At 57.7% G+C, this 15,228-nt stretch carries 17 protein-coding genes; 14 read left to right on the top strand and 3 right to left on the bottom strand.

What is annotated here, in order from left to right:
* The first annotated feature begins 349 nt into the window (after positions 1 to 349).
* From JSY17_RS02740 to JSY17_RS02755, 4 genes are all read left to right on the top strand, one after another.
* On the top strand, positions 350 to 679 hold the full coding sequence (locus tag JSY17_RS02740) for a PA4575 family protein (RefSeq protein ID WP_117163431.1): 330 nt from the start codon (positions 350 to 352) through the stop codon (positions 677 to 679).
* A 114-nt stretch (positions 680 to 793) separates the two neighbouring features.
* A complete protein-coding gene (locus tag JSY17_RS02745) occupies positions 794 to 1,282 on the top strand; it encodes a TIGR00645 family protein (protein ID WP_117163430.1) in 489 nt (162 codons plus the stop codon).
* Positions 1,283 to 1,421: 139 nt separating this feature from the next.
* Entirely contained in the window at positions 1,422 to 1,730 is a 309-nt protein-coding gene (locus tag JSY17_RS02750) for a DUF6482 family protein (protein WP_117182066.1), read from the top strand.
* A gap of 122 nt (positions 1,731 to 1,852) precedes the next feature.
* Entirely contained in the window at positions 1,853 to 2,470 is a 618-nt protein-coding gene (locus JSY17_RS02755; RefSeq protein WP_117163428.1) for an FKBP-type peptidyl-prolyl cis-trans isomerase, read from the top strand.
* 78 nt (positions 2,471 to 2,548) lie between these two features.
* Here JSY17_RS02755 and JSY17_RS02760 read toward each other — a convergent pair whose 3' ends face one another.
* Together JSY17_RS02760 and JSY17_RS02765 are read right to left on the bottom strand one after the other, a co-directional pair.
* Entirely contained in the window at positions 2,549 to 2,791 is a 243-nt protein-coding gene (locus JSY17_RS02760) for a PA4570 family protein (protein WP_025261881.1), read from the bottom strand.
* A gap of 154 nt (positions 2,792 to 2,945) precedes the next feature.
* A complete protein-coding gene (locus JSY17_RS02765; RefSeq protein WP_201013109.1) occupies positions 2,946 to 3,914 on the bottom strand; it encodes a polyprenyl synthetase family protein in 969 nt (322 codons plus the stop codon).
* Positions 3,915 to 4,154: 240 nt separating this feature from the next.
* On the opposite strand from JSY17_RS02765, the gene rplU reads away from it, so the two are divergent.
* The 5 genes from rplU to JSY17_RS02790 all read left to right on the top strand — a co-directional run bounded on the left by rplU (position 4,155) and on the right by JSY17_RS02790 (position 7,924).
* Complete coding sequence (rplU, locus tag JSY17_RS02770) at positions 4,155 to 4,466, top strand: 50S ribosomal protein L21 (RefSeq protein ID WP_002551971.1); 312 nt, start codon at positions 4,155 to 4,157, stop codon at positions 4,464 to 4,466.
* Positions 4,467 to 4,498: 32 nt separating this feature from the next.
* Entirely contained in the window at positions 4,499 to 4,774 is a 276-nt protein-coding gene (rpmA, locus tag JSY17_RS02775) for a 50S ribosomal protein L27 (RefSeq protein ID WP_025261879.1), read from the top strand.
* A gap of 212 nt (positions 4,775 to 4,986) precedes the next feature.
* A complete protein-coding gene (gene cgtA, locus JSY17_RS02780) occupies positions 4,987 to 6,210 on the top strand; it encodes an Obg family GTPase CgtA (RefSeq protein ID WP_206400504.1) in 1,224 nt (407 codons plus the stop codon).
* Between the two features lie 98 nt (positions 6,211 to 6,308).
* On the top strand, positions 6,309 to 7,427 hold the full coding sequence (gene proB / locus JSY17_RS02785; RefSeq protein ID WP_122371751.1) for a glutamate 5-kinase: 1,119 nt from the start codon (positions 6,309 to 6,311) through the stop codon (positions 7,425 to 7,427).
* Between the two features lie 26 nt (positions 7,428 to 7,453).
* Positions 7,454 to 7,924, top strand: coding sequence for a CreA family protein (locus JSY17_RS02790; RefSeq protein WP_117182198.1), 471 nt, complete (start codon positions 7,454 to 7,456; stop codon positions 7,922 to 7,924).
* Between the two features lie 150 nt (positions 7,925 to 8,074).
* Here JSY17_RS02790 and rpsT read toward each other — a convergent pair whose 3' ends face one another.
* Positions 8,075 to 8,353: a 30S ribosomal protein S20 gene (gene rpsT / locus JSY17_RS02795; RefSeq protein ID WP_117163424.1), complete on the bottom strand. Its 279-nt coding sequence runs from the start codon at positions 8,351 to 8,353 to the stop codon at positions 8,075 to 8,077.
* Positions 8,354 to 8,603: 250 nt separating this feature from the next.
* On the opposite strand from rpsT, the gene murJ reads away from it, so the two are divergent.
* From murJ to JSY17_RS02820, 5 genes are all read left to right on the top strand, one after another.
* Positions 8,604 to 10,142: a murein biosynthesis integral membrane protein MurJ gene (gene murJ, locus JSY17_RS02800; protein WP_200998865.1), complete on the top strand. Its 1,539-nt coding sequence runs from the start codon at positions 8,604 to 8,606 to the stop codon at positions 10,140 to 10,142.
* Between the two features lie 130 nt (positions 10,143 to 10,272).
* On the top strand, positions 10,273 to 11,199 hold the full coding sequence (gene ribF, locus JSY17_RS02805; protein WP_200998866.1) for a bifunctional riboflavin kinase/FAD synthetase: 927 nt from the start codon (positions 10,273 to 10,275) through the stop codon (positions 11,197 to 11,199).
* 177 nt (positions 11,200 to 11,376) lie between these two features.
* Positions 11,377 to 14,208 carry an isoleucine--tRNA ligase gene (gene ileS / locus JSY17_RS02810; RefSeq protein ID WP_200998867.1) on the top strand — a complete coding sequence of 944 codons (2,832 nt, stop codon included), beginning with the start codon at positions 11,377 to 11,379 and terminating at the stop codon, positions 14,206 to 14,208.
* Positions 14,201 to 14,719, top strand: coding sequence for a signal peptidase II (gene lspA, locus JSY17_RS02815; RefSeq protein ID WP_117182071.1), 519 nt, complete (start codon positions 14,201 to 14,203; stop codon positions 14,717 to 14,719). The genes ileS and lspA overlap by 8 nt, the downstream gene beginning before the upstream one ends.
* On the top strand, positions 14,712 to 15,179 hold the full coding sequence (locus JSY17_RS02820; RefSeq protein WP_117163419.1) for an FKBP-type peptidyl-prolyl cis-trans isomerase: 468 nt from the start codon (positions 14,712 to 14,714) through the stop codon (positions 15,177 to 15,179). The genes lspA and JSY17_RS02820 overlap by 8 nt, the downstream gene beginning before the upstream one ends.
* Positions 15,180 to 15,228 lie beyond the last annotated feature (49 nt).

A 15,228-nucleotide genomic window follows, 5' to 3' on the forward strand; every position in this document is an offset into this window, starting at 1 on the left:
GCTCAATGGCCTGAGCCCTGTCGACTACAGGGCTCAGGCTGCTGGCTAAAATCGTCCAACTTTTGGGGGGCAGTTCAGTCTGTAGGAGGGGCCTTGGCCGCGATAGCCAGTTGAAGGCGCTGAAAATATGTTGTCTGTGAGCTGAAGTCGCGGCCAAGGCCTCTCCCACCAGTTGCTTTGGCTACTCAGCATTACCCCTGAGCAAAAAGGCCGGATGCCCGTTCATCCGGCGTTCTTTTGTTCTGCGGCTTTTCTTCTATCCTGTGTGATTACCACAGTGGCCAAATGGACTGGCGCGTCGCTCCCTTGAACGGGAGAGACGAATACTGTCGCTCACGAGGAACTCGCCATGTCGCGTAGCCTCTGCCTTACCCGTCAATGTCTGGGGCTGATGACCCGCATTGAATGTGTCATCCGGCCCCTTCCTGGCGATGGGGGCATGTGGATGTTGCTCTTCGCCGCCGGGATGTCCGGCGAACAGCCATCAGCCATCAAGTCCCAGGGGCCATTCAACGGTTTGCTGGCTGCTGAGTCGGTGCTGCTCGCCATCACTGAAAGCCTTCTTCTGCATGGCTATGAAAGCGTTGCAGACGTGCCGATCTGGCGGCTGCACATGCAGAGTGAACTGCGCCGTATCGACAGTGACATTGCCCGCTGTGAGCGCACGTTTACCTTCTAGAGGCTGCTGGAAACAGGTGGCGAAGGTTTTTCTGTGTCATTTTGTCACGCCTCTAGAGCTATGGGCTCTCCCTGAATATACTCGCCCGTCATTCCAAATCACTGGCGAGTCTCAATGGAACGTTTTTTCGAGAATGCGATGTACGCATCGCGTTGGCTGCTGGCCCCCATCTATTTCGGGTTGTCCCTCGGACTGCTGGCGCTTGGCCTGAAGTTTTTCCAGGAAATCTTTCATGTTCTCCCCAACATTTTTTCCCTGGCCGAATCCGACCTGATTCTGGTCCTGCTGTCGCTGATCGACATGGCGCTGGTGGGCGGCCTGCTGGTCATGGTGATGATTTCCGGTTATGAGAACTTCGTCTCGCAACTGGATATCGATGAGAACAAGGAAAAGCTCAACTGGCTGGGCACCATGGACTCCTCGTCCCTGAAAATGAAGGTCGCGGCCTCCATCGTGGCGATTTCTTCCATCCACCTGCTGCGCGTTTTCATGGATGCCAAGAATATCGAGACGCAGTATCTGATGTGGTACGTGATCATCCACATGACGTTCGTGGTGTCGGCATTTGCCATGGGCTATCTGGACAAGCTGACCAAGAACTGAGGTCTGCTGCCTGTCCCGCCGCCCGCCTTCTGTGTTCAGCGATGGACAAAGGGGCGGGCGGTTTCGTTTCTGGCGTGTTGCGCCGAGATGAGGTAGAAAACCTGTTCTGATTCCTCTGAAGCAACTGCGAGGTTAGATCATGAATGTTCAGGAATTTACCGATCATGCCCAGGCCGGAAGGATCGACGAGCTGAATCTGATTTCCATCGAAGGCGGTATCTACCTGCTTGAGGTGTGTATGGAAGGTGGCTCGCGCATGCTCAAGAGCGATGAAGGCAAGACTCTGCATCTGCGTTCGGTCGAGCATGCTCGGGACTTGCTCAAGGCATTGCCGGTGGTGCCGTTCTATCTGGTCCATGCGGTGGTTCATGACGAACTGTGCGGCATGCCGGTCAATGATCGCTCGGTGATGCGCCTGCCGATCTCCTTTCATTCATCCTGGTCCTGACTGCGATAGGGCACCACAGCCAATTGTGCTAGGCTGCTTGCCCTTTTGGTTCGGGGCACATCAGGGCGAAGGGCGATGTTCTCGCTGTTTGCGGTCTGGGTGTCCCTCTACGGAGCAGCGTCATGTCCGAAGTCAATCTGTCCACCGACGAAACCCGCGTCAGCTACGGTATTGGCCGTCAGCTGGGCGACCAACTGCGTGACAACCCGCCACCGGGCGTCAACCTGGAAGCCATCCTGGCAGGTCTGAGCGATGCATTCGCCGGTCAGCCAAGCCGTGTCAGCCAGGAAGAAATGTCTGCCAGCTTCAAGGTGATCCGCGAAATCATGCAGGCCGAAGCGGCTGCCAAGGCTGAAAAGGCTGCTGGCGCAGGTCTGGCTTACCTGGCTGAAAACGGCAAGCGCGAAGGCGTGACCACTCTGGCTTCGGGGCTGCAATTCGAAGTGCTGACTGCTGGCGACGGCCCGAAGCCTACCCGTGAAGATCAGGTTCGCACTCACTACCACGGCACCCTGATCGACGGCACTGTCTTCGACAGCTCCTACGATCGTGGCGAGCCTGCCGAATTCCCGGTCAGCGGCGTTATCGCTGGCTGGACCGAAGCGCTGCAATTGATGAATACCGGCAGCAAATGGCGTCTGCACGTGCCGAGCGAGCTGGCTTACGGCGCTCAAGGCGTTGGCAGCATTGCGCCGCACAGCGTTCTGGTATTCGACGTAGAACTGCTGGCTGTTCTGTAATCGGTTACTGACCGATGCAGATGGCTGCTGAACGAATCGCGTTGATTCGTTCAGCAGCAGTACGTGAATGAATCATGTTCAGTGCAACTCTCCTGCCGGGCGCAAGGCCCGCGCGTAACAGAAGAGGAACAGATTGCGCACCAGTTCTTTCAGCACCACAGGCTCGCTGGAACTGAGGCTGTGAACATCCAGATCGCCCTGATCCCGTAATTCCTCCAGCGCTTCCTCTTCCAGTACGGCACAGACTTCGCCTGTCTCGCGGTGAAGGATTCTCAGATAGGGCTGTGGCCGATCCAGCCATGCATCGATCAAATAAGTCATGTTCCATCTCCTGCTTTGGATTTTATGAGAATAATTCCTATTACGATAATAGCAAGCTTCTATTTGAGATTAATTCGCATTTTCTGCCGGATGGTTGATCTGCGTCCATGAAAAAGCCCGTCACTGGGACGGGCTCTTGTGTTTCCGACGAGTGTCAGTGAGTGCGGGCGACCGCGAACTCGCTCAGTCCTACCAGTGCGTCGCGGTATTCGCTGGGTGGCAGGGCGTCCAGGCAGGCAATGGCGCGTGCTGCATAGTCGCGGGCCAGTTGTGCGGTGTAATCCAGGGCACCGGCTTTCTCGACGGCGTCGCGGATGCTTTCCAGATCTTCCAGGCCGCCTTTCTGAATGGCCTGACGAACCAGAGCTGCCTGTTCCGGCGAGCCTTCGCGCATGGTGTAGATCAGCGGCAGGGTAGGCTTGCCTTCGGCCAGATCGTCACCGACGTTCTTGCCCAGTGTCTCGGCGTCGCCGCGGTAGTCCAGCAGATCGTCGACCAACTGGAATGCCACGCCCAGATGATCGCCGAAAGTACGCAGGGCTTCGCTCTGCTCGGTGCTGGCGTTGCACAGGGCGGCGGCGCTGTGGGTCGAGGCTTCGAACAGCATGGCTGTCTTGCCGCGAATCACTTCCATGTAGGTTTCTTCGGTGGTGCTGGCGTCGCGAATCTTGGACAACTGCAGGACTTCGCCTTCGGCGATGATCCGCGTGGCCTTGGACAGAATCTGCATGACCGGCATCGAGCCCAGTTCGACCATCATTTCGAACGAGCGGGAATAAAGAAAATCGCCGACCAGTACACTGGGCGCGTTGCCCCACAGGGCGTTGGCCGTTGAGCGACCGCGACGCATGCCGGACATGTCGACGACATCGTCATGCAGCAGGGTTGCGGTATGCAGGAATTCGATGGTGGCGGCCAGCAGGCGCAGGTCGTCGCCTTCGCGTCCCAGGGCTTTGCCACACAAAAGCACCAGCAGCGGGCGCAGGCGCTTTCCGCCGGCCGACGTGATGTAATCGCCGATTTTCGAGACCAGCGGCACGCGAGACGTCAGTTGCTTCTTGATGATAAGGTCAACGGCACTAAAGTCGTCCGCCACCGCGCGGTAGAAGGCTTGGGGTTGCATCAGCGACAAGTGCTCCAGATAGGTTGCGCCGCATGCTAGGTTGCAGGGTAGGGCATGTCAAGGTATGCCGTCCCGGGCCTTGCAACCCATGCTTGCCTTGCGTACAATCGCGCACCCTAACTTTCCTGGGCAGCACCTGCCTTACGCAATTGCAACCAGGCCGTTCCAGCCTGATGCAGCCATGCCAGCCGATACTCTTCTTATAAAGAGCTGGGTGAGCAGGATTTTCGGAGAAATACCATGTACGCAGTAATTGTTACCGGTGGCAAGCAGTACAAAGTCGCCCCAGGTGAATACCTGAAAATTGAAAAACTGGAAATCGCTACTGGCGAATCCGTCACTTTTGACCGCGTCCTGCTGGTTGGCAATGGCGACGACGTCAATATCGGTGCTCCAGTCGTTGCTGGCGCTACTGTCGTGGCTGAAGTGGTTTCGCAAGGTCGTCACGACAAGGTTCGCATCATCAAGTTCCGTCGTCGTAAGCACCACATGAAGCGTATGGGCCACCGCCAGTGGTACACCGAGATCAAAATCACAGGTATTCAGGCTTAATTCAGCCTAATCCTCATTTGGAGAATTGACTCATGGCACACAAAAAAGCTGGTGGTAGTACCCGTAACGGTCGCGACTCAGAAGCCAAACGCCTTGGCGTGAAGATGTATGGCGGCCAGGCTATCGTTCCAGGCAACATCATCGTGCGTCAGCGCGGCACCCAATTCCACGCTGGCTATGGCGTTGGTATGGGTAAAGATCACACCCTGTTCGCGAAAGTGGAAGGCGTGATCAAGTTTCAGGTCAAAGGCGCCTTCGGTCGTCGCTACGTGAGCATCGTTCCGAAGACTGAAGTCTCCGCAGCGTAATTGCGCAGTAGCTTGAAAAGCCCTGTCTCGCGACGGGGCTTTTTTGTTTGTAGTAAGAGGTTGGTGAGTCTCTTGCAAAGCTGTTTGTGCGGGCTGTTGTGATGTGGACCTTCCGGGTCGCTGGTTTCTGATCGGTATCGCAACGCTCATTTTTGCAAGAGTCTTATGTATTTATGTGGTTCTGCTCGTCCCTGTGGCGGGAGGCGTGCGTTATGAAGTTTGTAGATGAAGTTTCAATTCGGGTAAAAGCCGGTGACGGCGGCAACGGTTGCATGAGCTTCCGTCGCGAGAAATTTATCGAAAACGGTGGTCCCAACGGCGGTGATGGTGGTGATGGCGGTTCGGTCTATATGATCGCCGACGAAAACCTCAACACGCTGGTCGACTATCGCTATACCCGTCATTTCGATGCCGAGCGTGGCTCCAATGGCGGCAGTGCCGATTGCACGGGTCGCAAGGGTGAAGAGCTGGTGTTGCGTGTACCGGTCGGAACGACCGTGATCGATGCGACAACCCAGGAAATCATCGGTGACCTGACCAAGGACGGCCAGCGCCTGCTCGTTGCTCAGGGCGGCTGGCATGGTCTGGGTAACACTCGTTTCAAATCCAGTACCAACCGTGCTCCGCGTCAGACGACGCCGGGCAAACCGGGGGATCAGCGTGATCTCAAGCTGGAATTGAAAGTGCTGGCTGACGTCGGTCTGCTGGGCTTGCCGAATGCGGGTAAAAGTACCTTCATTCGCTCTGTGTCGGCAGCCAAGCCAAAAGTCGCGGATTATCCGTTCACGACCCTGGTACCAAACCTGGGCGTGGTCAGTGTCGATCGCTGGAAGAGCTTTGTCATTGCCGACATTCCCGGCTTGATCGAAGGTGCCTCCGATGGCGCGGGTCTGGGGATTCGCTTCCTCAAGCACCTGGCGCGTACGCGTCTGCTGCTGCATCTCGTCGATATGGCGCCGCTGGATGAAAGCAGTGCTGCCGATTCTGCCGAGGTCATCATCAATGAGTTGATCAAGTTCAGCCCTTCCCTGGCTGAGCGTGACCGCTGGCTGGTGCTGAACAAGTGCGATCAGCTTCTTGAGGAAGAGCAGGAAGCCCGCAAGCAGGAAATCGTCGAGCGTCTGGGCTGGACGGGGGCGGTCTATGTGATCTCCGCGATTGCGAAGGAAGGTACCGAGCAGTTGTCCCGTGACATCATGCGCTACCTTGAAGAGCGCAGCCTGCGTCTGGTCGAAGAGCCTGGTTATGCTGAAGAGCTGGCCGAGCTGGATCAGCGCATCGAAGATGAAGCGCGTGCTCAGTTGCAGGCACTGGACGATCAGCGTGCCCTGCGTCGTAGCGGCGTGAAGAGCGTGCATGATATTGGCGAAGACGACTGGGATGAAGATGATGTGGACGATGAAGATGGTCCGGAAATCATTTACGTCCGAGACTGATCGCATGCAGTAAACTTGAACGCCGCTACTGATTGATAGCGGCGTTTTTGTATCTCGAATCCGTATTAAGAAAATTCTCTGGCTAAGGTTGGAAGATGATGCGCAGCAAAGTGACGGGTGCCCAGCGCTGGGTCGTGAAGATCGGCAGTGCCCTGCTGACGGCGGATGGCAAGGGGCTGGATCGTTCGGCCATGGGTGTGTGGGTAGAGCAGATGGTGGCGCTGCACGAGGCGGGCGTCGAGCTGGTGCTGGTTTCTTCCGGGGCGGTCGCTGCCGGCATGAGTCGCCTGGGCTGGTCTGTGCGACCCAGTGCCATGCATGAGCTTCAGGCTGCCGCTGCCATCGGTCAGATGGGGTTGGTGCAGGCCTGGGAGTCGAGCTTTGCCGAGCATGACCGGCATACCGCGCAAATTCTTCTGACCCATGATGACCTGTCCGATCGCAAACGTTATCTGAACGCTCGCAGCACCCTGCGCACGCTGGTTGAGCTGGGGGTTGTGCCGGTCATCAACGAGAACGACACGGTCGTGACCGACGAAATCCGTTTTGGTGACAACGACACGCTGGCAGCGCTGGTGGCCAACCTGGTCGAGGCTGATCTGCTGGTGATCCTGACGGATCGCGATGGCATGTTCGACGCCGACCCGCGCAATAATCCTGAGGCTCAGCTCATTTATGAGGCGCGTGCCGATGATCCGACGCTCGATGCGGTAGCTGGCGGTACGGGCGGTGCCCTGGGGCGTGGCGGTATGCAGACCAAGCTGCGTGCGGCGCGTCTGGCGGCTCGTTCCGGTGCGCATACGGTGATTGTGGGTGGTCGTATCGATCGTGTGCTGGCGCGTCTCAAGGCGGGTGAGCAATTGGGTACCTTGTTGTCGCCCGAGCGTGAAATGCTGGCGGCTCGCAAGCAGTGGCTGGCCGGTCATCTGCAGACTCGCGGTACGCTGGTGCTGGATGGTGGTGCGGTGGCTGCTCTGGTCAAGGATCACAAGAGCCTCTTGCCTGTAGGTGTGAAGGTGGTTCAGGGCAGTTTCCGTCGTGGCGAAATGGTTGTGTGCGTTGCGCCTGATGGTCGTGAAATTGCTCGCGGCCTGAGTAACTACAGCGCTGTCGAGGCGCAGAAGATTATCGGTCAGTCATCCGATGCCATCGTGCGTGAGCTGGGTTATATGGCTGAGCCCGAGCTGATTCATCGGGATAACCTGATTCTCGTCTGATGCTGGCCATCACAAAGGAAAGTTCGATGCGGGTCATGAAGGCTTTTTTGGCAGCATTGCTGGTCGTGCCTGCCTTGGCGGCGGCTGAAGAGATTGGTCAGGTATCGACGGTATTCAAGTTTGTCGGTCCCAATGACCGGATCGTGGTCGAGGCTTTCGATGATCCCAAGGTCGAGGGGGTGACCTGTTATCTGTCCCGTGCCAAGACGGGTGGGGTGAAGGGTGGTCTGGGGCTGGCCGAGGATCGTGCCGAGGCCTCGATTGCCTGTCGCCAGGTCGGGCCGATTCGTTTCCAGCCGCCGCTCAAGGATGGTGAGGAAGTGTTCAAGGAGCGTACTTCGCTGGTCTTCAAGACCATGCAGGTGGTGCGCTTCCTGGACAAGAAGCGCAATACCCTGGTTTATCTGGTCTACAGCGACCGGATTATCGAGGGTAGTCCGCAGAATGCAGTAACGGCGATTCCGATCCTGCCTTGGCCGCATGCGGATGCGCAATGATGGGGGCTTAGTGGGATTGGTGGTTGTGGGAGGCAGCTTGCTGGCGGCGATAAGCATTCTTTGATGTCGCTGGCGCTGTTAAGTCGTCTCTAGCGATATGCGGGCAATAAAAAACCGACCCTTGGGTCGGTTTTTTAAAAAGCTTATCGCTTAGGCTGCAGCAGCAAGGTTCAAAGCCTTGATGTGAGCGTTCAGACGGCCTTTATGGCGAGCAGCTTTGTTCTTGTGGATGATGCCTTTATCGGCCATGCGGTCGATAACAGGAACAGCCAGAACATAAGCAGCTTGCGCTTTTTCTGCGTCTTTTGCGTCGATGGCTTTGACCACATTCTTGATGTAGGTACGAACCATGGAACGCAGGCTGGCGTTGTGGCTGCGACGCTTCTCAGCCTGTTTTGCACGTTTTTTGGCGGAAGGTGTGTTGGCCACCGTCGAGCTCCTCGAAAGACTTTTATGAAATAGCTAACAAAATAGGCCGCGAATCATGCCGATGAGTTTGTCGCTTGTCAAGGGCAGTTGAGGTGTTCCGCCGAGTGGTCGCTATCTGCACCCGGATATTTATTTCCGGCGTATGACCTGTAAACTCGCGGACTTTCGCTCCGGGCTTTTTGCGGCGCGAAGTATCGCATGAATGAAGGTCTGAGCGCCTATCCTTTAGCCAGGGCATAACACTCTTTAGATGAATCTACTCAAGTCATTAGCCGCCGTCAGCTCTATCACCATGCTTTCCCGGGTGCTGGGTTTCATTCGCGATACCATCATTGCCCGTACGTTCGGGGCCGGGATGGCGACGGATGCCTTCTTCATTGCCTTCAAGCTGCCGAACCTGCTGCGCAGGATCTTTGCCGAGGGGGCATTTTCCCAGGCCTTCGTGCCGATCCTTGCCGAATATAAAAGCCAGCAGGGCGAGGAGGCGACCCGCACCTTTGTGGCTTACGTCACGGGGCTGCTCACGCTGGCGCTGGCACTGGTCACCCTGCTGGGCGTCATTTTCGCGCCCTGGGTGATCTGGGCCACTGCACCGGGTTTTGTCGATTCGCCGGAAAAGTTCGCCCTGACCAGCGACCTGCTGCGGGTGACCTTTCCTTATATATTGCTGATTTCCCTGTCATCCATGGCCGGTGCGATCCTCAATACCTGGAACCGTTTTTCCGTGCCGGCGTTCGTGCCGACGCTGCTCAATGTCAGCATGATTTTCTTCGCCCTGTTCCTGACGCCTTATTTCGACCCGCCGGTCATGGCGCTGGGGTGGGCGGTGCTGGCAGGCGGTTTGCTGCAGTTGCTGTATCAACTGCCGCACTTGAAGAAAATCGGCATGCTGGTCCTGCCGCGCCTCAATCTGCGGGACACGGGCGTCTGGCGTGTGATGAAGCAGATGCTGCCGGCCATCCTTGGCGTATCCGTCAGTCAGATATCTCTGATTATCAACACGATATTTGCCTCGTTCCTCGTCGCAGGTTCCGTCTCGTGGATGTACTATGCCGACCGCCTGATGGAGCTGCCGTCCGGGGTGCTGGGCGTGGCGTTGGGGACGATCCTGTTGCCGATCCTGTCGAAAACCTATGCCAACAAGGATCGTCAGGAATATTCGCGGATTCTCGACTGGGGCTTGCGCCTGTGCTTTTTGCTGGTTCTGCCTTGCACACTGGCGCTGGGCCTGCTGGCTGAGCCGCTGACGGTTTCCCTGTTCCAGTACGGCAAGTTCGATGCGCTGGATGCGGCCATGACCCAGCGTGCGCTGATCGCTTATTCGGTGGGGTTGCTGGGGATTATCCTGATCAAGGTGCTGGCTCCCGGTTTTTATGCTCAGCAGAATATTCGTACGCCGGTTAAAATCGCGATTTTCACCCTGATTGTTACCCAGTTGCTCAACCTGGCGTTTATCGTGCCGTTGCAGCATGCGGGTCTGGCGCTGGCCATCAGTGTGGGAGCGTGTATCAACGCCGGTCTGCTGTTCTGGCAGTTGCGCAGGCAGGACCTGTTTCAGCCGCAGCCTGGCTGGACGAAGTTCCTGTTCAAGCTGATTCTGGCCGTTGCGACCATGTCGGCAGTGCTGCTGGGGCTGATGCATGTGATGCCGGCCTGGAGCGAAGGGCAGATGCTTGAGCGTTTCGTGCGTCTGGGCGTGTTGGTCGTGGCGGGTGTAGCGGTTTATTTCGGTATGTTGCTGCTGCTCGGTTTTCGTCTTCGGGATTTCGCTCGCAAGGCCATCATGTAGCGTTGTTTGACGGGTGGTTGTCGGATTTACGCGTTGCGGTCCGACAACTGTTGTCTGGTCTGGGTGTGCTGCCTGTCGCCCGGGGCCGTGTGTGGTTATAATCGGCCACTTTATGAGCAAGAAGTGCGTTATGCAGCTGGTTAGAGGCCTCCACAACCTGCACCCCTCACATCGGGGCTGCGTCGCCACGATTGGCAACTTTGACGGTGTCCACCGCGGTCATCAGGCTATCCTGGTGCGTCTGCGCGAGCGTGCTGTCGAGTTGGGCGTGCCCAGTTGCGTGGTCATTTTCGAGCCGCAGCCACGGGAATTCTTCGCTCCGGAGACCGCGCCGGCACGTCTGGCCCGGCTGCGGGACAAACTTGAACTGCTGAGCGCCGAGGGTGTTGACCGGGTCCTGTGCCTGTCTTTCAACCAGCGTCTGAGCAAACTGAGTGCCGCCAGCTTCGTCGAGACCATTCTGGTCGGCGGGCTGGGGGTGCAGCATCTTGAGGTGGGCGACGATTTCCGGTTCGGTTGCGACCGCAACGGCGACTTCGACTTCCTGCAACAAGCCGGTAATGCCCATGGTTTTACCGTAGAAGCGGCGCAGACCGTTGAAATCGATGGTGTCCGGGTCAGCAGTACCAAGGTGCGTAATGCCCTGGCTGTCGCGGATTTTGCCCTGGCCGAGCGTTTGCTCGGTCGCCCGTTCCAGATTACCGGACGGGTTCTGCATGGCCAGAAGCTGGCACGCCAGTTGGGTACGCCCACGGCAAATGTGCAACTCAAGCGTCGTCGTGTGCCGTTGAGCGGGGTTTATCTGGTCAGCGCGAACATTGATGGCAAAGCCTGGCCGGGAGTCGCCAATATCGGCGTGCGTCCGACCGTGGCAGGTGATGGCAGTGCCCACCTCGAGGTTCATCTTCTGGATTTTGCCGGTGATCTCTATGGCCGGCGTTTGACGGTGGCTTTCCACCACAAGCTGCGCGATGAGCAGCGTTTCGCCTCACTGGAGGCGCTCAAGACGGCGATCAATGCGGACGTCGCCGCCGCCCGTGCCCATTGGCATGGTTAACCTGACGGATGTGTATGAAGAATGTTTGCGCGACGGTCAGGCAAGGCGCGTACCGGCGAGGAAGCGGTCGGAGTCGCGGGCAACTTTACTTTAGTAAATGAGCATTCCGAGACGGTGCGCAATGCCGCATGAACGAGCGCAGACATTTAGCATGCATATCCTAACCAAGAGCCTGAAATGACCGATTATAAAGCCACGCTAAACCTTCCGGACACCGCCTTCCCGATGAAGGCCGGCCTGCCCCAGCGCGAGCCGCAAACTCTGCAGCGCTGGGACAGCATTGGCCTGTACCAGAAGCTGCGCGAAATTGGCAAGGATCGTCCAAAGTTCGTTCTGCACGACGGTCCTCCCTACGCCAACGGCAATATTCACATCGGTCACGCCGTCAACAAGATCCTCAAGGACATGATCGTGCGCTCCAAGACCCTGGCGGGCTTCGATGCGCCTTATGTTCCGGGCTGGGACTGCCATGGCTTGCCGATCGAGCATAAAGTCGAAGTCACCCACGGCAAGAACCTGTCCGCAGACAAGACCCGTGAACTGTGCCGCGCCTATGCCGCCGAGCAGGTCGAAGGTCAGAAGGCCGAGTTCATCCGCCTGGGTGTGCTGGGCGACTGGGACAATCCGTACCTCACCATGAACTTCGCCAACGAAGCCGGCGAAATCCGTGCGCTGGCCGAAATGGTCAAGGGCGGCTTCGTGTTCAAGGGCCTCAAGCCCGTGAACTGGTGCTTCGATTGCGGTTCGGCCCTGGCTGAGGCTGAAGTCGAATATCAGGACAAGAAGTCTTCGACCATCGACGTCGCATTCCCGATTGCCGATGAGACGAAACTGGCCGAAGCGTTCGGTCTGGCATCCCTGTCCAAACCTGCTGCCATCGTGATCTGGACCACCACGCCCTGGACCATCCCGGCCAACCAGGCGCTGAACGTCCATCCTGAATTCACCTACGCGCTGGTCGATGTCGGCGACAGGCTGCTGCTGCTGGCTGAAGAGCTGGTCGAGTCCTGCCTGGCACGTTACAAGCTGGAAGGCTCGGTGATTGCGACCACCGTTGGCCAGAAGCTGGAACTGATCAACTTCCGTCACCCGTTCTATGACCGTCTGTCGCCACTTTATGTGGCCGACTACGTCGAACTGAGCGCCGGTACTGGCGTGGTTCACAGTGCGCCTGCCTACGGCCTGGACGACTTCAATATCTGCAAGCAGTACGGGATGAGCAACGATGACATCCTGAGCCCGGTGCAGAGCAACGGCGTGTATGTCGAGTCCCTGGAGTTCTTCGGCGGCCAGTTCATCTTCAAGGCCAACCAGAACATCATCGACAAGCTGGCCGAAGTCGGCAACCTGCTGCACACCGAAACCATCAACCACAGCTATATGCACTGCTGGCGTCACAAGTCGCCGCTGATCTACCGGGCCACTGCGCAGTGGTTTGTCGGTATGGACAAGCAGCCTGCCGCTGGTGGCACCTTGCGCGAGCGTGCCGTCAAGGCCATCGAAGATACGAAATTCGTCCCGGCCTGGGGGCAGGCGCGCCTGCACTCGATGATCGCCAACCGTCCTGACTGGTGCATCTCCCGTCAGCGCAACTGGGGTGTGCCGATTCCGTTCTTCCTGCACAAGGAAAGCGGCGAACTGCATCCACGCACTGTCGAACTGATGGAAGAAGTCGCTCAGCGTGTCGAGAAAGAGGGCATCGAAGCCTGGTTCAAGCTGGACGCTGCCGAGTTGCTGGGCGATGACGCTGTCAAGTACGACAAGATTTCCGACACTCTGGACGTCTGGTTCGACTCCGGCACGACCCACTGGCACGTCCTGCGCGGTTCGCACCCGATGGGCCACGAAACCGGCCCGCGTGCCGATCTGTATCTGGAAGGCTCCGACCAGCACCGCGGCTGGTTCCATTCCTCGCTGCTGACCGGCTGCGCCATCGACGACAACGCACCTTACCGCGAGCTGTTGACCCACGGTTTCACTGTGGATGAAAACGGTCGCAAGATGTCGAAGTCGCTGGGCAACGTCATCGCGCCGCAAAAGGTCAACGACACTCTGGGTGCAGACATCATGCGCCTGTGGGTTTCGGCCACGGACTATTCGGGCGAGATGGCGGTTTCCGAGCAGATCCTGCAGCGCAGCGCCGATGCCTATCGTCGTATCCGCAACACTGCACGTTTCCTGCTTTCCAACCTGTCCGGTTTCAACCCGGCCACCGACCTGCTGCCTGCCGAAGACATGCTGGCGCTGGATCGCTGGGCTGTGGACCGCACTCTGCTGCTGCAACGCGAGCTGCAGGAGCACTACGGCGAATATCGTTTCTGGAACGTCTACTCGAAGATCCACAACTTCTGCGTGCAGGAGCTGGGCGGCTTCTATCTGGACATCATCAAGGACCGTCAGTACACCACGGCTCCCGACAGCAAGGCGCGTCGCTCGTGCCAGACTGCGCTTTTCCACATCTCCGAAGCGCTGGTACGCTGGATCGCGCCGATCCTGGCGTTCACCGCCGACGAACTGTGGCAGTTCCTGCCGGGTGAGCGTAACGAATCGGTGATGCTCAACACCTGGTATGAAGGTCTGAGCGAAATCCCCGAAGGTTTCGAATTGGGCCGCGCCTATTGGGAGCGGATCATGGCGGTGAAGGCTTCGGTCAACAAGGAAATGGAAAACCTGCGCGCTGCCAAGGCCATTGGCGGCAACCTGCAGGCCGAAGTGACTCTTTACGCTGAAGATTCGCTGGTTACCGACCTGTCGAAGCTCAGCAACGAACTGCGCTTTGTGCTGATCACCTCCACCGCGACTGTCGCGCCTCTGCTGTCGGCTCCGGCCGATGCGGTGGTGACCGAGGTTGCAGGTCTGAAGCTGAAAGTGGTCAAGTCCGGTCACGCCAAGTGTGCCCGTTGCTGGCACCACCGTGAGGATGTTGGCATGAACCCTGAACATCCTGAAATCTGCGGTCGCTGTGTGGATAACATCAGCGGCGCTGGCGAGGTTCGTCACTATGCCTAATCCAGGCGCTGCAGGCCGTTTCGGTCGTTTGAGCTGGTTGTGGTTGAGCCTGCTGGTCCTGATCGTCGATCAGGCCAGCAAGTATTACTTCGAGAACCGGCTGGAGATGTACGAACAGATCGTCATCATCCCGGACTACTTCAGCTGGACCCTGGCCTATAACACCGGAGCTGCCTTCAGCTTTCTGGCCGATGGCGCCGGTTGGCAGCGTTGGCTGTTTGCCCTGATTGCTATTGTCGTCAGTGCGGTGCTGGTGGTGTGGCTAAAGCGTCTTGGTCGGGATGAAACCTGGCTGGCAATTGCTCTGGCATTGGTCCTTGGAGGCGCTCTGGGTAATCTTTATGACCGTGTCGTGCTCGGCCATGTCATCGACTTCATTCTGGTGCACTGGCAAAACCGTTGGTATTTCCCGGCGTTCAACATAGCCGACAGCGCAATCAGCGTTGGCGCGGTCATGCTGGCTGTGGATATGTTCAAGAGCAAGAAAGAAGAGGAGCCCGCTCATGGCTGAACAGTCATCGACTCAAGGCGAGCTGCGCATTGGTCAGAACACGCAAGTCACCTTGCACTTCGCCCTGCATCTTGAAAACGGCGATACGGTAGACAGTACTTTCGACAAGGCTCCGGCCACGTTCAAGGTGGGGGATGGCAATCTGTTGCCCGGCTTTGAAGCCGCCATCTTCGGCTTCAAGGCCGGTGATAGAAAAACCGTTCAGGTACTGCCGGAAAATGCCTTTGGCCAGCCTAATCCGCAAAACGTGCAGATCATCCCGCGTTCGCAGTTCCAGGACATGGAGCTGTCCGAAGGATTGCTGGTGATCTTCAACGATGCGGCCAATACTGAGCTGCCGGGCGTGGTGAAGAAATTCGACGATGAGCTGGTCACCGTCGATTTCAACCATCCCCTGGCTGGCAAGACACTAAACTTTGAAGTACAAATCTTCGAGGTCAAGCCGATTCTGGCTTCCTGAGCCGGACATCAAGCCCGGCTTCGGCCGGGCTGCTCCGCACGTAAATACG

Origin of the sequence: Pseudomonas capsici (assembly GCF_017165765.1) — a bacterium.
Taxonomy (GTDB): domain Bacteria; phylum Pseudomonadota; class Gammaproteobacteria; order Pseudomonadales; family Pseudomonadaceae; genus Aquipseudomonas; species Aquipseudomonas capsici.